This window comes from Limnoglobus roseus (assembly GCF_008254045.1).
GTDB classification, from domain to species: Bacteria; Planctomycetota; Planctomycetia; order Gemmatales; family Gemmataceae; genus Limnoglobus; species Limnoglobus roseus.
Genome location: NZ_CP042425.1, coordinates 6049893 through 6071625 on the forward strand (window position 1 = coordinate 6049893; position 21733 = coordinate 6071625).

The 21733-nt window shown below is 64.3% G+C and carries 16 protein-coding genes; 10 read left to right on the forward strand and 6 right to left on the reverse strand.

Annotation, left to right across the window (positions count from 1 at the left end; translation table 11 throughout):
• Nucleotides 1-152: 152 nt before the first annotated feature.
• The 3 genes from PX52LOC_RS25475 to PX52LOC_RS25485 all read left to right on the forward strand — a co-directional run bounded on the left by PX52LOC_RS25475 (nt 153) and on the right by PX52LOC_RS25485 (nt 4581).
• Complete coding sequence (locus PX52LOC_RS25475) at nt 153-1850, forward strand: thioredoxin-like domain-containing protein (protein WP_149112729.1); 1698 nt, start codon at nt 153-155, stop codon at nt 1848-1850.
• 40 nt (nt 1851-1890) lie between these two features.
• Complete coding sequence (locus PX52LOC_RS25480) at nt 1891-2463, forward strand: protein-disulfide reductase DsbD family protein (RefSeq protein WP_149112730.1); 573 nt, start codon at nt 1891-1893, stop codon at nt 2461-2463.
• Between the two features lie 66 nt (nt 2464-2529).
• Nucleotides 2530-4581 (forward strand): protein-disulfide reductase DsbD family protein, encoded by a 2052-nt coding sequence (locus PX52LOC_RS25485; protein WP_149112731.1) that lies wholly within the window; start codon nt 2530-2532, stop codon nt 4579-4581.
• 5 nt (nt 4582-4586) lie between these two features.
• Here the strand turns inward: PX52LOC_RS25485 and PX52LOC_RS25490 are convergent, their stop codons facing one another.
• The 4 genes from PX52LOC_RS25490 to PX52LOC_RS25505 are packed head-to-tail and all read right to left on the reverse strand — an operon-like array spanning nt 4587 to nt 7490.
• Entirely contained in the window at nt 4587-5411 is an 825-nt protein-coding gene (locus PX52LOC_RS25490; protein WP_149112732.1) for a DUF1559 family PulG-like putative transporter, read from the reverse strand.
• Complete coding sequence (locus tag PX52LOC_RS25495; protein ID WP_218575159.1) at nt 5411-5812, reverse strand: hypothetical protein; 402 nt, start codon at nt 5810-5812, stop codon at nt 5411-5413. The genes PX52LOC_RS25490 and PX52LOC_RS25495 overlap by 1 nt, the downstream gene beginning before the upstream one ends.
• A 24-nt stretch (nt 5813-5836) precedes the next feature.
• On the reverse strand, nt 5837-6715 hold the full coding sequence (locus PX52LOC_RS25500) for an alpha/beta hydrolase (protein ID WP_246173465.1): 879 nt from the start codon (nt 6713-6715) through the stop codon (nt 5837-5839).
• Between the two features lie 34 nt (nt 6716-6749).
• Nucleotides 6750-7490: a 3-keto-disaccharide hydrolase gene (locus PX52LOC_RS25505; RefSeq protein WP_149112733.1), complete on the reverse strand. Its 741-nt coding sequence runs from the start codon at nt 7488-7490 to the stop codon at nt 6750-6752.
• Nucleotides 7491-7712: 222 nt separating this feature from the next.
• Here PX52LOC_RS25505 and PX52LOC_RS25510 point away from each other — a divergent pair, with 222 nt between their 5' ends.
• From PX52LOC_RS25510 to PX52LOC_RS25540, 7 genes are all read left to right on the forward strand, one after another.
• Complete coding sequence (locus PX52LOC_RS25510) at nt 7713-8720, forward strand: AAA family ATPase (protein ID WP_149112734.1); 1008 nt, start codon at nt 7713-7715, stop codon at nt 8718-8720.
• Between the two features lie 103 nt (nt 8721-8823).
• Entirely contained in the window at nt 8824-9711 is an 888-nt protein-coding gene (locus tag PX52LOC_RS25515; protein WP_246173466.1) for a DUF58 domain-containing protein, read from the forward strand.
• Nucleotides 9712-9714: 3 nt separating this feature from the next.
• Nucleotides 9715-11889 carry a BatA domain-containing protein gene (locus tag PX52LOC_RS25520; RefSeq protein WP_149112735.1) on the forward strand — a complete coding sequence of 725 codons (2175 nt, stop codon included), beginning with the start codon at nt 9715-9717 and terminating at the stop codon, nt 11887-11889.
• Between the two features lie 15 nt (nt 11890-11904).
• Nucleotides 11905-14277, forward strand: coding sequence for a hypothetical protein (locus tag PX52LOC_RS25525; RefSeq protein WP_149112736.1), 2373 nt, complete (start codon nt 11905-11907; stop codon nt 14275-14277).
• Between the two features lie 5 nt (nt 14278-14282).
• Entirely contained in the window at nt 14283-16214 is a 1932-nt protein-coding gene (locus PX52LOC_RS25530) for a hypothetical protein (protein ID WP_149112737.1), read from the forward strand.
• A gap of 99 nt (nt 16215-16313) precedes the next feature.
• Nucleotides 16314-19415 carry a DUF4175 family protein gene (locus PX52LOC_RS25535; protein ID WP_149112738.1) on the forward strand — a complete coding sequence of 1034 codons (3102 nt, stop codon included), beginning with the start codon at nt 16314-16316 and terminating at the stop codon, nt 19413-19415.
• Between the two features lie 20 nt (nt 19416-19435).
• Nucleotides 19436-20413: a prenyltransferase/squalene oxidase repeat-containing protein gene (locus PX52LOC_RS25540; RefSeq protein WP_149112739.1), complete on the forward strand. Its 978-nt coding sequence runs from the start codon at nt 19436-19438 to the stop codon at nt 20411-20413.
• On the opposite strand, the gene PX52LOC_RS25545 is transcribed toward PX52LOC_RS25540, so the two are convergent.
• Both PX52LOC_RS25545 and PX52LOC_RS25550 read right to left on the reverse strand, forming a co-directional pair.
• A complete protein-coding gene (locus PX52LOC_RS25545; RefSeq protein ID WP_149112740.1) occupies nt 20410-21300 on the reverse strand; it encodes a DUF1559 domain-containing protein in 891 nt (296 codons plus the stop codon). The genes PX52LOC_RS25540 and PX52LOC_RS25545 overlap by 4 nt on opposite strands.
• A 78-nt stretch (nt 21301-21378) precedes the next feature.
• On the reverse strand, nt 21379-21723 hold the full coding sequence (locus PX52LOC_RS25550; protein ID WP_149112741.1) for an HNH endonuclease: 345 nt from the start codon (nt 21721-21723) through the stop codon (nt 21379-21381).
• Nucleotides 21724-21733 lie beyond the last annotated feature (10 nt).

A 21733-nucleotide genomic window follows, 5' to 3' on the forward strand; every position in this document is an offset into this window, starting at 1 on the left:
CGTCGGAAATGATGGGCAAAGTTGCCAGGCCCCCCGTTACGGGCTGAATTCGCGCGGCGGAAGTCTTCCACGTGAGTCGGTGAATCCGTTTTCCTCGGCCGCCGTTTCGGGTAACATGCTTCATACTGTCCGCCTGTCGGAGAACGACCCTCATGACCCCGCCGGCTGTCCCCTCGCATTCCCGCTTCCGTTGGCTCCTCGCCGCGACATTCGCCTTCGCCAGCCTCGCCGTCGTTGCGGCGGTGATCTTCCTCCGCCCCGGGCCGGCCGGTGCCCAAACCGAGACTCGCCGGGTGAAACTCCCGGACAATCGGCCGGACGCTCCGGAGCTGACCGGCGGCGTGGCGTGGCTGAACACGTCGGGGCCGGTCAAGAAGTCTGACCTGAAGGGGAAGGTCGTCCTCCTTGACTTCTGGACGTTGTGCTGCATCAACTGCATCCACATCATGCCCGACCTGGCGAAGTTGGAAAAGAAGTACCCGAACGAACTCGTCGTCATCGGCGTTCACTCCGCGAAATTCGAGAACGAGAAGGACACGAAGAGTATCCGCAAGGCCGTACTGCGGTACGAGATCGCCCACCCGGTCGTGAACGACGCCAACCACGCCATCTGGGATAACTACGACGTAAGTTCGTGGCCCACGATGGCGGTGATCGACGCCGAGGGCAAGTTCGTCGGCACCCTGTCGGGCGAGGGGAACTACGACGTTCTCGACAAGATCGTCTCCGAACTGATCGCCGAGGCGAAGGAAAAGAAAGTCCTCAACGAGAAGCCGATTCGCTTCGACCTGGCCCGCTTCCGCGAGACGGGCGACACGCCGCTGTTCTTCCCCGGCAAGGTGTTCGCCGACGAGAAGGGCGGCCGCCTGTTCATCGCCGACAGCACCCACCACCGCATCGTCGTCACCGATCTCGACGGGACCAAGAAGGAGATCATCGGCGGCGGCACGCCCGGCTACCGCGACGGTAGTTTCACCGACGTGCGGTTCGACGACCCGCAGGGGATGGCCCTGGACGGCGAGACGCTCTACGTCGCCGACCGGAAAAACCATAGCATCCGCGCGCTCGACCTGAAGGCGAAGACCGCAATGACCGTGGCCGGTATTGGCAAGCAAGACGGCGAGTTCGCCAGCCGCCGACTCGACGCCTTCGTGGACGCCAAGAGCATGGGCTTGAATTCGCCGTGGGACGTGCTGATCGTCGGCCGACAGATGTTCATCGCGATGGCCGGGCACCACCAAATCTGGGTGATGGACCTGGACGCGAAGAAGATCAAGCCGTTCGCCGGGAACGGTCGCGAGAACATCGTGGATGGTCCCCTGTACGCCGCCAGTTTCGCGCAACCGTCCGGCCTGACCTCCGACGGCCAGTTCCTGTACGTCGCCGACAGCGAGGGCAGTGCCGTCCGCAAACTCGCGATCAACGGTGAAGGGACAGTGTCAACATTTGTCGGCCGGCCGGGCGACCGGGGGGCACTCTTCTTCTTCGGCGACCAGGACGGCAAACTGGCGGCCGCGAAACTTCAACACGCCCTCGCAGTGCAGTCTTACGCCGGCAAGTTGCTGGTCGCCGACACGTACAACAGCAAACTGAAGGAGATCGACCCGACCGCCGGAACCTGCACCACAATCCTCGGCGGCGAGGAGGCCGACAGCTTCTTTAGTGGCCCCGTGCTGAGCGAACCCACGGGCCTTTCGATCGCCGCCGGCAAGCTGTACATCGCCGACACGAACGCCCACCGCATCCGCGTCGTGGACTTGAAGACGAAACAAATCTCGACGCTAGCCCTCAAGGGCGTCGAGCCCCCGCCGCCGCAGAAGGAGTGGCAGCCGGTCGGGATGAAGAAGTAACCGTTGAAAGAGTCACCCCACGGACGAGGTACTTTCTCCTATGCTCGCAAAATTCTGTTCGACCGTCCTTCTGCTGGTAATCGCGGCGACCGCACCGGCGGCGGACAAGGATGCGTGGTACGCCAAAGCGGTCAAGGGTGCGGAGGTGGCGTTCGAACCGGCGGAAGCCAAGCCCGGCCAGACGGTGACGTTCAAGCTGACGATCACGTTGAACGACGGCTACTACACCTACCCTTTGAAGCAACCCGATGCGAACGCGAAGGGGATGGTGAACAAGTTTAAGTTCCCCGCCCCCGGCAGCGTGGTCTTCGTCGGAGATGCTGCCGACCCGGAGGGGTACGATACGAAGGCCGAACCGTTGCTCGAAATTCTAGAACTGCGGACCTACAAAAAGAGTGTGACGTTCGAACGGAAGGCCGTCGTGTCGCCAAAAGCGAAAGCCGGCGAGACGACGGTGAAACTCGACGGGTTTCTGCTCACGGTCTGTGACGCCTCGAACTGCTACCCGACCAAGACGCTGACCCCGGAAGCGAAGCTGAAGGTACTCGACGGCAGTGTGGAAGTCGAGAAGGCTTACACGGCCGAGGTTGCGAAAGCCCTAGAACCGAAGTAACGGCCCGACAATTCGCGAACCCACGGACGGCCGCTTCCGTGGGTTTCTCGCTGCCCCGAGGACGGTATGCGCTCCCTCTTCCTCTTGTTGATGCTCGCCACGCCCGCCCTCGCACAGAAGAAGGCGACCTCCTTCGCGGACGTGGCCGACGTGACCGCGGTGTTCGAGCCGGCCAAGGCCAAGCCCGGTGAAACGGTCGTGTTCAAGTTCACGATCTCGCCGAAGGCGAGGGCATGGACATACCCCACGACGACGGGCAAGAATCAATTTCAGTTACCTACTACCGGCGACGTGGTCTTTAGCCCGTCGTTCACCGACCCGCCGGGGGCGGAACCGAGTCTCGATGGGGAAGAACACTACACGTCGGCGGTGACCTGGCAGTTCACGGGAACGGTCTCGCCCACTGCGACCGCGGGGCGCAAAAAGATCGCCTTGGCTGGCACGAAAGTCCAAGCCTGTAACGACCAGAAATGTTTCAACCTGAACGCGGCCACCCCGCCGACAGCCGAATTGGAAGTCTTACCCGGAGCGGTCGCTCCTCCGCCTGCCACACCTCCTGGGGCAATGACGGTGGAACCGCCGGTCCTTCAGGCCCCTCCGAAGACCGTGACCCCGCCACCGCCTTCGCACAAAGGGGGCGTCAAGAAGGCCGCGATCTCCCCGGACCAACACCGAGCGAACCTCAACAGCGTGATCGCGAACCTCGAAAAGGGCGGGGCGAATCAACCCGTTTCGGGAGGGAGTATTTGGGCCTTTCTGGTGACCGGAGCAGCGTGGGGGTGGATTTCACTCGTGACGCCATGCGTTTTTCCGATGATCCCGATCACGGTGAGCCTGTTCCTCAAGCAAGGTAACAAGTCGCCGGGCCAAGTGCTGAAGCTCGCGTCGGTCTACTCGCTGACGATTATTGCGGTCATCGGCCTGTCCGCGTTCGTCGCGCTCGGCACGTTCCGAAGTCTGAGTGTGAACCCGTGGATGAACATCGGCCTCGGCGTGCTGCTCCTCGTCTTCTCGCTGTCGCTGTTCGGCATGTTCGACATTGCCTTGCCGGGCTTCCTCCTTCGGTACACGGAAAAGAAGCGGGGGTCGGGCGGGATGCTCGGCACGGTGTTCGGCGCGATCGCGTTCAGCATCGTTAGCTTCACCTGCGTGGCCCCGTTCCTCGGCGGGTTCGCCGGGATGGCAGCGTCAAACAAGGTTAGCGACTTGGGTCTCATTGCCGGGGCCTTGGCTTTCGCCACCGCGTTCGCATCGCCGTTCTTCGTTCTCGCACTGTTCCCGACCCTCATTAAGAAGCTACCGAAGTCCGGCGGTTGGCTTGACACCATCAAGGCCGTGATGGGATTCGTGGAAGTGGCCGCGGCCCTGAAGTTCTTCCGCACCGCCGAACTGCGTTTACTTTCCCCGACCGAGTACTTCACCTTCGACCTGTGTCTGGCCGGATTGATCGTCGTCGCAATCTTGAGCGGTTTGTACCTGCTGAACGTCTTCCGCCTCCCTCACGACGAGGAGCGGCCCAACATTGGCGTCGGCCGGTTGATGTGGGCGATGGGCCTTCTGGGGTTCGCGGTCTATCTGATGCCAGGGTTGCTCAAAACCTCCGACGGGCAGAACCAGCGGCCGAACGGCGTGGTGTACGCCTGGATCGAAGCGTTTCTACTGCCCGAATCCGTTCCCGGCGTCGGCCTGCCTTGGGACAGTGATCTGTCCCACGCGCTCGACACCGCCCGGCAATCGACCGACGGTCCCCGGTTGGTGTTCGTCGATTTCACCGGGACGACCTGCCAAAACTGTCGGTTGAACGAGCGGGACGTTTTCTCGAAGTCCGAGATCGACGAGTTGCTCCGACAATTCGTTCTCGCCCAACTCTACACCGATGAAATCCCTACGGAGTTTTATCACACGCCGCCGAGCGATGCCGACCGCAGCGCGGAAGCGGCCGCGAATGCGCAGTTCCAATCGGACGCCTTCGACAAGAACGAAAGCCTGCCGTTTTACGCCATCCTCAAGCCACTGCCGAACGGGAAGGTGGTGGAAGTCGGCCGGTATGGCGAAGGCAAGATCAACGACCGCGCTGCGTTTGCCGCGTTTTTGACCGACGCATTGAAGAAGAAGTAGTCCCGTCAGTCGGCAATCTGTTCACTCTCGGCCTTGCCGCCCGCGCGGGTGGCGAGGGCCTTCAGCACGGCCGGGGTGATGCCGTCCCGGATGTTCGCGACGTGCCCGTCGGCAAAGCCGAAGAACGTACCCCCGGTGTCGATGCCGCCGAACTGACCGCCGTCGCCGAGTAACTTCTCGCCGTCGAGTAGGCCGCGGACAGTGGAAGGGCCGCCGCGAATCCACGGGCCGAGTTGATAGTTCGTCTGTCCGAAGAGTAGGGTGTTGCTCAAACCGTCGGGGAAGGCCGAGAGCGGCGTCGGCGTGTCGTAGCGGAACGCTCCGGCCCTTGGGTCGTCGAGTGGCAGTGTCGCGGCGTCGGCCCCCACACCGGCGATACCCACGAACTGCGTGACGAACGGTTCTCCCTCGACCACGAGCGGCGGGCGGGCGGGGCAGAGGAGTATTCGCACCCGCGTCTGCCCCGCCTTCGCGTTCCCTTCCGCGTCCCAGGGTTGATTCATGTCGATTTGGGCCAGGAGCTTGGCGGTGTCCTGGTGCCGTTGGTCGAACACCGGTAACATCTGCACCACCCAACTCAGCCGGCGGTCCGGGGCGATGTCGGGCCGAAAGACTGTGCCGGGCGGAACCGTCACAATCGAGGGCAGCGGCTTGTTCTTCACGACGGCGGTGTTGTAGCTGGCCGCGAACTGGCCGAGTTGCCGCAGACTGTTCCGCGTCGATTCACGGTCGGCCTCGTACCGGGTCTTCACGAGCCACGTCGCGAGAGCGCCGGCGAACAGGATCAGCAACCCGGCGACGAGTACGACGATGACGATTCGCCGGCCCATTACGCAACTCCGGCGGCCGCTTGGCGGGCCTTCCGGGCGTCGATGAACGACTTAACGCACATCGCCACGAAGACCGCACTCACCGCCGACATCGCAAGTCCAGCCACGGCCGACGGGGCGGTCACGTCGAGTTCCTTCCCGTTGGCGAGTTGGCGGATGATCGGTGCGAACCCGCCGAGAACGCCGAGCAGGCCGACCATTGCAGCCGCGTGCATGACGTGCTTGCGCCGCTTCGCCTCGAAGGCCAGCGAGCCGCACAGCACGAGGATCAACCCGAGCGCGGCCGGGATCAGCGCCGTGGGGCTGACACTGCCGTCCGGCTTCGGCGTGGCGTTGAGGTAGCCGTAGGAGCCAATCGCCGTCAGCAACGCCCCGCAAATGATCGTCGGCCAGGCCATCATGTGTGTCAACTCCCGGTGGGTGGCTCACTTCTTCTTCAGGTGTTTGTCGAAGAACGTCAACATCGCCTTCTCGGCCGTCTCGGCGTCCTTCGCCTTGAAGCCGTGGCCGGCCCCTTGCAGGGTCAGCAGTTCGGCCTCAACGCCGCACGCCTTCAGCCGATCGGTCAGCCAGACGGCCTGCTCGTGGGCCACGTACTTGTCGTCGGTGCCGTGGACGCACAGCGTCGGGGCGGCGTCCGGCGTCACCCAGTTTAGTGGGCTGGACCGGACGTGCGCCAGGCGGGCGGTTTCCAGGTTCCCACCGAGCCACAGCGGCAGCACCTCGGCCGCGTCCACGCTCTTGCCGTAGGACTTCGTGAAGTCGCTGGGGCCGTAGAAGTTCACGACGCAGGCGACGCGGTTGGACTCGAGAGGGTTGCCGCCGGCACCGTCAAACTCCTTCACGCCGGCGGTCACGCCGAGGAATTGCGCCAGGTGGCCGCCGGCCGATCCGCCGGTCAAGCCGATGCGGTCCGGGTCGATCTTGTATTTCGCAGCGTTGGCCCGCGCCCACCGCACGGCCGCCTTCGTGTCGTGGACGGCGGCGGGAAACTGGTACTTTGGAGCGAGCCGGTACGACACCGTGACGGCAACGTACCCCTGCTCGGCGAGACGGACGCAGAGCGAATCATACCCCTCGCGCTTCCCTGCCCGGAACCCGCCGCCGTGGATGCAGACGACGGCGGGGAAGGGGCCGTCGCCCGCCTTCGGTCGGGCGAGGTCGAGTTGCAAGTGCTGCTCGTCAGGGTTCGCGTACTCGATGCCGCTCTCGAAGACGACGGTGTCCGGCACGGCCAGCTTCGGCTGGGCCGCCGCTGCGGACGCCAACGCGATGAAGGCACCAACGATCATGAGCGGTCGCATGACGAAGTTCCTGGCGAGGAGAGGGGAAAGGGCATTACTTCTTCACGGTCAGTAGTTCGTCCTTCGCAGGGAACGTCTCCAGCACCAAGCCCTTGAACTGCACTTCTTGCGGCACTTTGTTCGAGTGCAGTTGCAGACCGATGGGGCCTTCCTTGATCCGCTCCGGTTCCGGGTCGCGCCAGTCCACGACGGCTGCGCCGTTGATGGCCACGCGGATGCGGTTGCCTTGGGCGAGGATTTCGATGTCGTTCCAGTCGTGTTGCTTGCCGACCGCCTTGGCCGGCTTCACGTCCACCGGCAAACTGTTGCGGCCGAACAGGTCGTAGAGACCGTAGTTGCTCGGGAACATCACGAGGTGGCCGGCGTAGGTGTGTTCGGAACGGTCGGTTTTCGGGTCCTTCACCTTGCCGTCGGCCTTCGGGGACACCGCTCCCCAGAAGCAGATGCCGGAGTGCATTTCGGACTGGGCCAACTTCGCCGCGAACGTCAGGCGGAAGTCGGTGTAAGTCTTCTTCGTCAGTAGGTAGGTGCTGTACTTCACCTCAGTGGTGTTCTTTCCCACGATCACGCCGTCATGGACCGACCACTGGTCGGTGTACCCCTCCCAGCCATCGAGGGTCTTACCGTCGAAGAGTTTGACCGTCTCGCTGGCACCCTTCTTCGGCGGCACGTCCGGGGCGACTTTCGGTGCGGCCTTCTTCGGCTGCGCGGGTTTGTCCTGGGCGGTTGCGGCCGTACTAGCGAGCAGACAGAGCAAGAACAGGAATCGACGCATGGGGAAGCTCCGGGGAGGGTGGCGGAATCGTCCACGCAGGGATGCTACGAGATTTCACGACCGCCCGCCGTAAAATTGTTGGTGTGCGGAATCGACGGCCTCACTGCTCACGAGATGCGCAATACCGGCAACTTTTTGCTCACACACGGCTCGAATATTTTGTAATCTCCACATATCCTACCTCTCCCGCCTACTCTCCTTGTTCGATTTGAGAGCCCCACAATGTCTGCCCCAGCCAATGACGCCGAGATGGTGGAGAAACTCCGCGCCGCTCACCAGAAGCTGCGGAGCGAAATCAGCAAGGTCATCATCGGCCAGGACCAGGTCGTCGACCAACTGCTCATGGCGATCTTTTGTCGCTCGCACGCACTGCTCATGGGCGTGCCGGGGCTGGCGAAGACGCTGATGGTCAGCACGCTCGCCCAGGCGCTCGAACTCAGTTTCAAGCGGGTGCAGTTCACGCCGGACTTGATGCCGTCAGACATCACCGGCAGCGAAGTCATTCAAGACGACCCCGTATCGCGGCAGCGGATGTTCAAGTTCCTGCCCGGCCCATTGTTCGCGAACATCGTGCTGGCGGACGAAATCAACCGCACGCCGCCGAAGACGCAGGCCGCGCTGCTCGAAGCCATGCAGGAACGGAAGGCCACCGTCGGCGGGCAGGACCACCCGATGCGGAACCCGTTCTTCGTGCTGGCGACGCAGAACCCGATCGAGCAGGAAGGAACGTACCCACTGCCGGAAGCGCAACTCGATCGCTTCCTGTTCCTCATCAAAGTCGATTACCCGACCGACGAGGAAGAAGAACAGATCATGCGGATCGGGACGTCGGACACGGTCACGAAGGTGTCGCCGGTGCTGACCGGCGACGACATCATCGCGCTGCAACAGGTCGTCCGCCGGGTGCCGGTGTCGGACAAAGTGTTCCACTTCGCGAAGCGGATCACGCGGATGAGCCGACCGGGGACGCCGGACGCGGCGGACTTCGTGAACAAGTGGCTGACGTGGGGGGCCGGGCCGCGGGCGAGTATGAACCTGATCCTCGCGGCGAAGGCGAACGCCGTTCTCCGCGGCTCGAACCACGTCTCCGGCGACGACGTGGTCGCCGTCGCGATGCCGATCCTGCGGCACCGGCTGATCGTGAACTTCGCCGCCCAGAGCGAGGGCATCACGGTCGAAGAAGTGATCCGGCAATTGATCCGCACGGCGGCGAAGATGGTGGCGGCCTAATACAGAAGCTCGCGCAAAGCCGCCAAGACGCGAAGGAAGAAAAGAAGAACGAGCAATTGCTTCCTTGCGGTCTTGGCGGCTTTGCGCGAGGCATGGATTTCTCATGATCTCGACCCTTCTACAACCCGACATCCTCGCCCGTGCGGAAGCCCTCGGCGTCGCTGCACGGCAGATCGTCGAGGGGATGCGCGTCGGCGACCACAAGTCGCCGTTTCGTGGCTTCTCCGTGGAATTCGTCCAGCACCGCGAGTACGTGCCGGGCGACGACATCCGGCACATCGACTGGAAGAGCTACGGCCGTAGCGAGCGTTACACGATCAAACAGTACGAGCAAGAGACGAACTACACCGCCCACATGGTCGTGGACGGCAGTAACTCCATGCGGTACGGCGAGGGCACGACCAACAAGCTCGAATACGCGAAGTTGCTGGTCGCCTCGCTGAGTTACGTGATCGTCAAGCAGCGTGACGCGGTGGACCTCCGTCTCTTCGATTCGAAGTGGCGGGCGGAACTGCCGGCGAGCAGCCAGATGAATCACGTGAACGTGATCTGCCGGACGCTCGAAGAAGCGCAACCGGCCGAGAAGACCGGCACGGGGCCGCTCCTCGAACAACTCGCCGAGCGCGTGTCGCGGCGGGGGATCATTTGCCTCGTCACCGACGGCTTCGACGAGGTGGAACCACTCTTGAAGGGGCTGCGATACCTCCGGTTCCGCGGGCACGAGGTCATTCTCTTCCACATCCTCCACCGCGACGAGATCGAGTTCCCGCTCGACGGCAACGTACGGTTCGTGGACCTGGAAGGGGCCGAGGAACTCATGACCCGGCCGCACTTGCTGCGACCGGCCTACCTGCGGGCCATTGAGGCGTACTTGAAGGAAGTCGAGAAGGGGTGCGACACTGGCGGCGTGGAATACGTCCGCATGGTGACGGACAAGCCGGTGCGGGTTGCGTTGGGAGAGTATCTCATCAAGCGACTTCAACGAGGTTAACGGATGGGGTTTCTGTCTCCGTGGTTGTTGCTCGGCGGGTTGGCGGTGTCCGTGCCGTTGGTGCTGCACTTCTTCTACCGCGCCCGCTACCGCAAGCTGCCGTGGGCGGCGATGACGTTCCTTAAACAGTCGATCGAACAGACGAGCCGACGGCTGCGCTTCCAGGAATTCGTCCTGCTCCTGCTCCGGTGTGCGGCCTTGTTGCTGCTGGCATTGGCCCTCGCCCGGCCGACGTTCAGCGGAGCCACCGCCGGCGGCCGCGGCGAGAGCGTGGACGCGATTTTCATTTTCGACACCTCCTACAGCATGACCGCCCGCGACGGCGAGAAGACCCGACTCGAACGGGCGAAGGACGCCGCCGCGACGATCCTCGACAACCTGCCGGGCAATTCGACGATCCAGATTATCGGCTGTGCCGACCGCGCCGTGGAGTTAGGACCGCAGTCGCCGCGGAACCTCGACCAAGCTCGTCAGATAGTTGCGAACCTTGAACCGACGGCCCTCGCGACCGACTTGCTGCCGGGGCTGACCGAGGCTTACGCCGGCCTCGACCGCGGGGCCGGGACCAACAAGGAAGTCTACGTTTTCACCGACATGCACAAGCTCGGTTGGGACCGCCAGTCGGCAGCCATCCGCGGGAAGTGTGAGGAACTCAAACAGCGGGCGACCCTCCTCCTCGTCCGGTGCGGCAACCCCGAACGGCCGATTCGCAACGTCGGCATCACGAGCATCACGTACCCGAACGACATCCCGCACACCGGCACGCGGATGCCGTGCGCCGTCCTGCTGCGGAACACGGGCAAGGAATCCGTTCGCAACGTGACCGTGGCCTTGGAGGTGGACGGCAAGCAGCAGGAGAAGGAGAGCGAAACGGTCCCGGAGATCGCGCCGGGGCAAGCCTTCCCGGTGAACCTCACGGCGAAACTCGACGCCGCCGGGCCGCGGGTGTTGACGGCCACCGTCACCGGGGACGACCTGCCCGGCGACAACCGCCTCGACCGGATCGTGTCGGTGCGGGAGACGGTCCGCGTCGTGATCGTGGACGGCCGCCCCGACTTCCGCGACCCGAAGGAGTCGGCCGGGCACTACGTCCGCAACGCGATCCTGCCGGTGAAGTCTTCAGACGTGGACAACTACTTCATCCGCGTCGAGGCCGTGCCCGCCGACGAGGCTGGCCCGGCGTTGCTCGGCAACTGCGACGTGTGTTTCCTGCTCGACGTGCCCGCCTCGAATGCCGACCGACCGGGGATTCCCGGGCTGTCGCGGGAGTTCGTGGATCGACTCAGCGAGTTCGTCAAGTCTGGCGGCGGCCTCATCATCGGCAGCGGCGAGAACATCGTGCCGGCCCGGTACAACCAGATCCTCGGCTCGGGCGGGGTAAACCTGTTGCCCTTCGACCTCGAAGGGGTCAGCCTCACAACACCGGAGAAGCCGTTCAAAATCGCCCCGGAAACGACCGACGTGCCGTCGTACCTGGAGCGGTTTCAACAGGAACCGTTCCGCACCGTCACGGCCGACGCCGATTTGAGCAAAGTTCTGAACGTGAAGCCCGCCGCGACGGGCCGGGTGCTGATGCGGTTGGCCGACCAGAAGCCGTTCCTCTGCTCCCGCACGGTCGGTGACGGGGAAGTGATCTTCATTGCCGGGTCGATGGACGACAAATGGGGGAACTGGCCGTCGAAGACGGGGTCGTTCCTGTCGTTCATCGACATGACGCTCACCCACTTCAGCAGCAAGGCGGCGCGCGGGGCGAACGTCACCGCCGGCGACCCGATCGTCTGGACGCCGCTGGACGCGACGAAGAACTTCGACCTGATGCGGCCCGACGGCAAGCGGGTCAAACTCGGCAAGGCGAGCGGAGTGCCGCCCGTCGTTACCGCCTCTGACACGCCGTTGGCCGGCGTCTACCGGATCCTCGCCGACAACCAAGATGTGAAAGCCGCACCACAGTTCTGCGTCTCGCCGAACCTGTCGGAGACCGACGATCTGACGGACCTGACGAACTCGGAAGTCGAGCAAATCCTCGGCTTCAAGCCGGTGTTCCTGGAAGCGGGCACGCCGGAAGGGATCGCGACCGAGCGGGCGAAGCGGGAGTGGACGGTCTGGGTGCTGTTGGCATTGTTCGCCCTCGCCCTCGGCGAATCGGTGTGGGCGTGGTTCTGCGGGAAGGCGTGGTAAAGGATGGTGCACTCGATGCCGGTACTGTTCGCGGAACTCGCGGTGCGGGGGTGGTTCCCCACGTGGCTGGCCGTGCTGATGGGTCTAGCCGCCGTCGCCAGCGTCGTGTTTCTCTACCGCCGCGAGGCCGGCCGTATTTCCGTCGGGCGGCGGGTGGTCATGGCCGCCTTGCGTGCCGCCACGTTGGCGACGATCTTGTTCCTGATCCTCCGCCCGTCGTGGCTGACCGAGACGCACGGCGAACGGCCGAAGGCGATCGCCTTTTTGATCGACGACTCGCAGAGCATGGCCACGCACGACCCGCGGTTGAACTTCGCCGACAAGTGGCGGACCGGTGTGGCGTTCAACCTGATTTCGCCGGACAAGTCGATGCCGGCGAACCCGAGTGCCGCCGACATCCCGGACACCGTGCCGGAGAAGCCGTCGCGGATTGAGGTCGTTAAGGCCGCACTGGCGAACCCGAAGTACGACCTGTTGAAGCGACTCGACGAGATCGGCCCGCTTCAACCGGCGACTTTCGGCCTCCGCCGCAACGCGAAGGACGTGCGCGACGCGAAGTGGGTGGCCGGCCTCGCCGGCACGGAGCAGCGCACGGCCATCGCCGACGCCTGCTTCGACTTGCTCCGCCGCGACGAGAACGAGCAACCGGCCGCCATCGTGATCGTCACCGACGGCCGCGAGAACGCCAGCGACCACAGCCTGACGGACCTCGCCGCCGAGTGCGCCCGGTTGCAAGTCCCCCTGCACATCTACGGCGTCGGCAGTTCGGTCTTCGGCCAACTTCAGATCCGTGAAGCCATCGTGAACGAGACGCTGTTCGCGGACGACACGGTGTCGGTGCCGGTCCGTTACCGGCTGAAGGGCTTCCAGGGCGGCACGGTCGAGATGGTCATGAAGCTCAACGGCCAGGAGGTCGCCCGCAAGACGGTGGACGCGAAGGAAGGGGAAGACTTGAAGGAAGTCCTCTCGTTCGTGCCGCAGCAGCGCGACGCGCAGAGCGGCAAGCAGCAACTGACGACGACGGTCCGCGTCCTTGCCGGGGCGGAGACGATCACCGACGAGATCGCGAAGTCCGTGCGGGTCGTCGACCGCAAGGTGAAGGTGCTTATGGTCGATTCCACCCCGCGATGGGACTTCAAGTTCCTCCAGCGGTCGCTCCTCCGCGACCGGCGGGTGGTGGCATCGTTCATCCTCACCGACGGCGACCCGCGGGCGATGAAGTCCGGCGAGCCGTTCCTGCCGACCTTCCCGGCGACGCGGCAGGATCTCTTCGCCTTCGACTTGCTCATCCTCGGCGACGTGCCGGCCGCGTACTTCAATCCCGACCAGCAGGTGATGATCCGCGAGTTCGTCGCCGAGGGCGGCGGGTTCATCCACATCGCCGGCCGCAACAACGGCCCGTCGTCCTTCGTGGGGACGCCGATCGCGGACGTGCTGCCGGTGGAGATTCAGTCGCAGAAGTTCGCCCTCGACACCGGCACACGGGCCGACCCGTACCGTCCCGAACTCACCCCCACCGGCGTTCGTTCGTCGGTGCTGTCGCTCGACGACGACCCGGTCGAGAACCTCAAGGTGTGGAAGACGCTGCCGGAACTCTACTGGCACTACCCCGTGTCGAAGCTCCGGCCGGCGGCCGAGGCGTACCTTGTCCATCCGAAGGCGACGACCACCGACGGCAAGCCGTGCCCACTGCTCGCCTCGCACTACTACGGCAAGGGGTACAGCGTCTGGGTCGGGTTCGACGAAACGTGGCGGTGGCGGTTCAACGAGGGGGACAAATTCTTCTCCCGGTTTTGGAGCCAGGGTGTCTACATTGCCGGCGTACCGCGGACGACCGGGACGAAGCTCACGCAACTGTCCCTCGACACGCCGGACCCGCTGCTGGGGAAGACCGGCCAGATCTACGCCCGCGTGTTCAACACCGACCTCCGCCCGTTGACGACCGACCGCATGGAAGCCCGCCTGGAACGGCTCGACGCCGGGCCGGATGATACGGACCGCAGCATGCCCGTGGACCTGAAGGCGTTGCCCGGCGTGCCCGGCGAGTACGTGGCGACCATCCCGTTCAACCGCGTCGGCAGGTTCGCCCTGCGGGTGGACAACGGCAGTGACGTCGGCTCGCTGGAGTACCGCGTCACGCTGCCGCCGGACCACGAACTCGCCCAGGGCGGGCTGGCCGAGGAGCAACTGCGGAAGCTCGCCGAGGCCACCGGCGGCAAGTTCTACCGCGAGGAAGACCTGGCGAAACTGCCGACCGACGTGAAGCCGAAGACGGCCCCGTTCTCCCGCCGGGACGAAGTGCTGCTGTGGAACAAGTGGGCCTTGTTCCTGGTGATCGGCCTGTTTTCGGTGGAGTGGATCGTTCGGAAATTCAACAGCCTGAGCTGACGCACATGGACCAACTGGTACGGCAACTGAAAGGCTGGCAGGCCCGCGAACGGTTCTGCCGCCTCGCGTGGGGGCTGTCCCGGTGGGCGGCCGTCGTCCTCGCGGGCCTGGCCGCCGCGTGTCTGATGGACTGGACCATCGACCGCTACCGCGACACGCCGATGGCCGTCCGCATTCTGCTCGCGTTCGGACAGTTGGCGCTCTTCGCGGTCGCGGCCGTCGGGTTCCTGTTCCGGCTGCGAGTGCCTTCGCTCGACGTGCTCGCCGGCCGGGCGGAGCGGGCGTACCCGGAGTTCGACCACCGCCTCGTGACGGCGTTGCAACTCAACCGGCCGACCGCGAAGACCGCCGGCATGTCGCCGCAACTCATCGCCGACCTGACCCGCGAAGCCTCGGACATCTCGGCCCGTCACGACCTGCGCAAACTTACCGAGACGCACCGGCTCAAGAAAGCCGTGTACCTGCTTCTGCCGCTCGTCGCCATCATCGGCGGCCTGTTCGCGTTTAACCCGAAGCTGATCCTCGCCCTGTTGGCCCGTCAGGCGTTCGTGCCGGGCGTCGAGATTCCCCGCTCGGTCGCGATTGCGTGGGAGCCGCAGCGGCCCGCGCAGCCCGACGCCGACCCGGCCCCGGACGTGTGGCCGAGCGGCGACCCGGTGAAGTTGGCGTTCCGCGTGACGGGCAAGTTTACCGAGAACTCCGTCGGCACCGTCGCCGTCCGGCCCGAGGGCCAACCGACCGAACACTACGACCTGCGGTTCGCCGAGCGCATCGACGACTCGACCGCCCGGTTCGTCGCCGAGTACCCGCCCGCTTCAGTCCCGTTCACGTTTCACGCCCGGTTGCACGACGGCCGCACGCGGAAGCCGGGCGAGGCCCGCTTCGAACCCCGGCCGGTGGTGAAGGAGGTGCGGGCCTGGCTGCGATTGCCACTTTACGTTGACCCCGAGAGGAAGCGACGGTACGAGGTGAAGCAGGAACAGGGCGAGGTAACGGCCCTCGTCGATTCCGGCGTGCGAATCGAGGCGACTGCCACGAAGCCGGTCAAGGCCGCGACCCTGGTGATGCTCAAGCGGACGGCCGCGGGGGCGGAGGAGCCGATTGGCGATCCGCTGCCGATGGCACTGGACGCGGGCCGCACGACCGCAACCCTGACCACCGAAATTTCGGCCCAAGCGGTCGCATACCGGGTTCACCTCACCGACGACAACGAGTTCGCCAACCTCAACCCACCGCGGCGAGGCATCGGCTTCGCCCCGGACGAACCGCCCCGCGTGAACCTGCTGCCGGAGGTTTTGAAAGACCCGCGCGAACTCGGCCCGATCGACGACTACGAAGTGGCGGGCATGCCACTGGTCCTCGGTGGGCGGGTGCAGATCGGGTACACGGCCCGTTCGCCCCTCGGCCTCGATCGGGCGTACATCCTGTACCGGGTGAACGAGTCGGAAGCCTGGACACCGTTGCCGCTAACGCCGACGGTCGCCGACCCGGCCAAGTTGGGCCGCTTCCTGCCGGAATTGGGCGTGTTCGAGAACTCCGGCGAGTACGGGCAGGTCGAATTCTACCGCGTGCCGTCGCCAGACCTGGAGAGCGAACCGCCGGGGTTGGAAGGCGGCGGCCGGTACAATTTCGAGACGGGGGCCCTGAAAAAGTTCGAAAAGGGCCAGGAATCGAAACTGATGGTCGGCGACCGGGTTGAATTCCTCGTCGGAGTCTACGACCGCAACCCCGACCCGAAACGGCCGCAGGGCCGGTCGGAATCGCGGATCAAGGCCGTCGTGACCCTGGCGCAACTGGAAGACTGGAACCGCCAGCGGGATCAGAGTCGCGAACGGCTCCGCCAGCTAGAAGAGCGGCAACGGGGCGTTTTCGGCCGCGACACCATCCCGCCGGCCAGTGGGACGGACGAGCGTAATAATCCGTTCCGACGGCCGTGACCCGGTTTCCCGATTGCATCCGACGCGAAAAGGCTCAATACTAGTATGAACCTGCCGGGCCGCCTCTCCGCCCGCATCATTTTGTCAGGAGCGTCCGACATGTCGATTCGTCGTCTCGCGCTGTCCACGCTACTCGCCGGCTTCGGCGTCCCCGCATTCGCCGCCCCAGACGCCGCTAGCCCGGCCGCCCAGAGGGAGCAACAGAAGAAGGTCGCGGCTGAAATCGAACAGACGGCCCGCCGCATCAGCACGACGCTCCGCGTGATGCACTACCAGAAACTCGATGCCGGGACCGAGCAGAAGATGCTCGACGAAGTCGCCAAGACGCTCCGCGGGCTGAGCCAGGACCAGATTCAGGCGGTGCTGAAGCACCTCGACAACGCCATGAAGGCCCCCGACGACGCAACGGCCACGGCCGAGCAGCGAGAGGCGTACCAGAAGCACCGCACCGTCGTGACCACGCTTCGTGGCATGATGAACAAACTCGACATCCTCAAGTCGCTCGATCAGGCGTCCATCCGCATCGAGAAGTTGGCGAAAGACGAACACGGGATGCACCTCCGGGCGATCCAGACCGACAACTTCAAACCCGTCCCCGCCCGCGGCGGCCGGGGCATCGTCCGCGACGACCGCGAGGAGCAAGCCGACAGCCAGGGCGACCTCGGCAACGAGTTGCAGAGCATCATCACCCAACTCGCCGTCTTGAAGGCCACGCTCACGCCGGAGCAGAAGGTACGGCTCGAGAAGTCCGACGCCCCGGGTAAGGGCGGCCAAATCCTCGCCGACATGGTGATCGTCTCGAAGGACCTGAACGCGGGGCAGTTCACCGGCGCGTCCGAACGGCAGTTGCGAGTGTCCAAGGAACTCCAGGCCTTGGCCGTCGCACTTCGGACCCCACGGGACAAGGTCACGGCCCTCAAGGAAGCCCGCGACAAGGTCGAGAAGGCCCTCCAGGCCGAGCAGGCGTTGAAGGCCGAGACGGAAATCGCCAAGAAGCCGGAACAGGTCAAGCGGCAACCCGACCGCATGGAACGGTACGCCCCGGACCCCAAGAAGGTCGAAACCCACCGCCTCGCCGATCAGCAAGCCCGGTTGGAGTTTGAAACACGCGAAATTCGCAAGACACTGGAAGATCTGTCGAAGGAAGCCGCCGCGAAGTTGTCCCCGGCCGAGTCCGAGATGAAGCGGGCCCAGGACGAACTCCGCCAGAACGAGGACCCCGACAAGGCGGTGCCCGCCGAGCAGGGTGCGGCCGACCGCCTCAAGGAAGCCCGCGAGGAACTCGACAAGCAAATTGCCCAGGCCGAGAAGGAGAAGTCCGACGCGCTCGAGGCCACGAAGAAGGCCGCCGAGTTGGTCGAAAAACTGATTCAGGAACAGAAGAAGGTCCAAGCTGAGACGAAGAGCGAACAGAAGCCTGACCAACTGAAGAAGGTCGCCGAAGACCAAAAGGAAGTGGCGAAGAAGGCCGAGGAACTGAAGAACCTGCCGCTGCCCGACAAGCAAGAGGCCAAGCAGGCTCTCGACAAGGCGGCCGAAGAGGCGAAGAAGGCGGCCGACGACCTCGCGGCGAAGGACAAGAACGCCGCCCAACCGAAGCAGGACGAAACCCTGAAGGCCCTCGAAGCGGCGAAAAAGGCCCTCGACGACAAGGCCAAGGAGATTGAAAAGCGGCGCGAGGATTTGGCCAAGATCGAAGAGGCCCAGAAGAAACTGGAAGAGCTTTCGAAGCAAGAAAAGAAGATCGCCGAGGAAGCGAAGGCGAACCCGGACGCCAACAAGGACAAGAACGAGCAACTTGCCAAGAAGCAGGACGAACTCACCCCGCAGACGAAAGAGGTTGGCGAGCAAGTTAAGGACGTGTCGCCAGAGGCCGCGAAGAAGATCGGCGAGAGCGCCGAGAAACAGCAAGAGGCGAAGGACAAACTTCAGAAGGACATGCCGAAGCCGGCGTCCGAGAAGGGGACCGAGGCCGCCAAGAAACTCGACGAGGCGAAGGAAGCCCTCGACAAGAAGGCCGAGGAACTGAAGGCGAAGGAGATTGCCGATCAGGCCGCCCTTCAGCCGAATCAGGTCAGCCCGATGGACGCGGCCCAGCAGTTGGCCAAGGCTATCGAGCAGGCGAACAAGGCCGCCGAGCAGGCGAACAAGGCCGCCGAGCAACTCCAAAAGCCGATGGACAACGCGGCCAAGAACCTGGCGGAACAGCAGAAGCAAATCGCCGAGCAGGCGAAGAAGATGAACCAGGCCGAGGCAGCCAAGAACGCCGAGGAAGCCGCGAAGGCACTGGAACAGGGCGACATTCCGAAGGCCGTTCAGGAGCAGCAGGCCGCGATCGAGAAGTTGAACGACGCCGCCAAGGGTGAGCCGATGATGGGCGAAGGCCAACCGATGAAGGGTGAAGGTCAACCCATGAAAGGGGAAGGCCAGCCGATGAAAGGCGAGGGGCAGCCCATGAAGGGCGAAGGTCAGCCCATGAACAATGCCCAACTCGCGAAGGCCCAGCAGCAGGTCAAGGAAGCGACCGAAGCTCTCGCGAAATCGGCCGAGGCCAACCAGGCCGCTCAGGCGGCTTTGAACCAAGCCCAGGCCGTGGCCCCGATGGCCGTTCAGAAGCAACTCGACCAGGCCGCCCAGCAGCTGAACCAGGCCGGTCAGCAACTCGGTCAGGGCCAGCCGATGAACGCCGGCCAGTCGCAACAGGAAGCCGCCAAGCAACTCGGCGAAGCGCTGAAAACGCTGAACGCGGCCGCTGAGGCGGCGGGTCAGCAACCCGGCCAGCCGATGGAAGCCCAGGGGCAACCGGGGATGGAACCCGGTCAACCGGGGCAGCCCGGCCAGCAACCGGGCAAACCCGGCCAACAGCCGGGCAAACCTGGCCAGCCTGGCCAAAAGCCGGGTCAACCCGGTCAGCAACCGGGTCAACCCGGCAAGCAGGAGAACAACCAATCCCGCGGGGAAGGGGACCGCACCGGCCCGGACGACAAGATGAAGAACGTCACGCCGAGCGGTCAGAGCAAGGACGGCGACGGCACGTTCATTAATCTTCAGAAGAAGGAGCGGGACAAGGTCCAGCAGAACGCCGAGGCCGCTTTCCCCGCCGAGTTCCGCGAGAAATTGAAGCAGTACAACATCAACATCAAGAACGCGGCGAAGCCCCAGGCGAAGGCGGCCCCGAAACCCGAAGACAAAAAGCCGTAACCGAGGACGGGGTCACGATCATGAAACGGTTCTTCCTGACGGCCCTGGTCTGCCTGGCCTTTCTCCCTTCGTCCTCGCAGGCGGAGGAGAAGGTGAAGATCGACGACGCGACTAAGAAGTCGATCGACAAGGCGCTCGCCTGGTTGAAGGAACACCAAGACCGCGACGGCAAGTGGGGCAACCCGGCGATCACGTCGTTTTGCCTCCTCGCCTTCATGGCCAACGGGCACGTACCCAATCAGGGTCTTTACGCGCCGGAAGTTTCGAAAGCGGTTCGCCAACTTCTCTCCGAAGCCCAGGACAACGGCTACCTCGCCGGCCGCGGGGCCGGCAACATGTACTGCCACGGCATGGCGACCCTCGCACTTACGCAGGTCTACGGCATGACCGGGGACGAGGAAGTCAAGAAGGTGCTGAAGAAGGCCGTCGACCTCATCCTCAAATCGCAGAACTCCGAGGGCGGCTGGCGGTATGACCCCACGCCCACGGCCGCCGATATCTCCGTAACGATCATGCAGGTGATGGCCCTTCGCGGGGCCAAGGACAGTGGCCTGCACGTGCCCGACAGCACGATCAAGAACGCGCTGAAGTACATTGACAAGTGCCACGACGCCCGGACCGGCGGGTACAAGTACATGCCGTACTCCGCCGGTGCCGGCTACGCCCGGACCGCCGCCGGTGTGTGCGTCTTGCAACTCAGCGGGGAGTACGAGGCGGCCCAGATCGACGACGCCGTCAAATACCTGGAACGCGAGGAAAGTGACCGCACGCACTTCTGGTACGGGCACTACTACGCTGCCCACGCCTTCCACCAACTCGGCGGCAAGAAGTGGGAGGACTATTACACCCGGATGAAGGACACACTCCTCTCCCGGCAAAAGTCCTCTGGCGAATGGCTGGAGCGGATGGAGCAGCAGAACGGGGCGGCGTACCAGACAGCCATCGCCGTTCTGATCCTCAGTGTGCCCTCCGACTACTTACCGATCTATCAGCGTTAATCCGGCAGTTGCAGGGTTTCGCCCCCGGCCCGTGTGATGAGCGCGGCCATGAGGCGGCTGTCTACGCTCTTGCGGACGAACCGCACGCTGCCGTCGGCAAACGAGATGTTCGCCCCGCCGGTGTGGAAAGCGTAGATCTCGTGGGCGTTGCAGCAGTTGACCGCACACGTCCCCCACGCACCCGACCCATCTTCCTGCCAGCCGTCGAAATTGATCGGGTATATCCCGTTGTAGGCCGCCCAACTCGGCATGAGCGTCGTGGCGGTCGTTTGTTTGCCGAATAGGTACACGTCCGGGCGGCCGGCCACTTCCACGATCAACAGCGTGCCGGCCGTGCCATCGGTGATGTCCAGAATTCGCCCACCGGTCTGGTACGGCATTGCGCTCCGCGGATCGCCCTGCCAGGGGGATAAAAGGCCTGTGGCGATTAACGCCGGATCAACGTCGAAGATCGCCGTGTAGTCCGCCAGCCCGTAGGTCTGTCCGTTCTCGACGTTGTTTCGGCCGCTCGGTGCCGAGGGGCAGAGTAGGGTGGCGATGGTGGTACTCGTCGCCGGTTGGTTGTCGGCGTGGTCCCAGGGGCGGTCGAAGCGGTACAGGCGGTGGACGGCGACCTGCTCGATGTACGGCAGAACCTCGGGAACCCACGACCGCGGGTTCGACTGAGGGCTTGCCAGGTCGCCGTACATGGTGGCCGGGAAGCGGTCCGTCGTGTCGTGGCACTGGTGGAGCGCGAGGGTGACTTGCTTCAAATTATTCGCGCACCGCATTCGCGCGGCCGCCTCGCGGACCTTCTGTACGGCCGGGAGGAGTAGGCCGATGAGGATGGCGATGATCGCAATGACCACGAGCAGTTCGATCAACGTAAACGCCAAGCGTCGCCGCATGGGGCACCCTCAAACCCGTTTCCCCCCAGCATACCCGTCGATTGGGGTCGGGGAAACGGCATTTCAGCCGCGGGCGGTTCATCGCTTCCGGCGGCGTGGGTGATTCTTCTTCCGCCGCCCGGCGGGGAGTTTTCGCACCCACTTGATGAAGCCCGCCAGTTCCGGGGCGTTGCGGAGTTGTTCCAGTGATGTGTACTCGGCCGCGAGAGTTCGGTTCGTGAACGTTGCGTGGACCATCCCGTGGCACTGCGAACAAAGGAACGCCACGTGCTCGGTCGTACCGCCGCGGGACTTCGGCAACATGTGGTGCTTCGTGAGGAGGTGCTCGTCGAACGCGCGCAGACACAACCCACAAGGGCATGGAAGGGGCTGGTTCTCGTCCCACACGGCTGGAAATCTCCTCACGCACTGGCGGGCCGACATTATAGAGTAA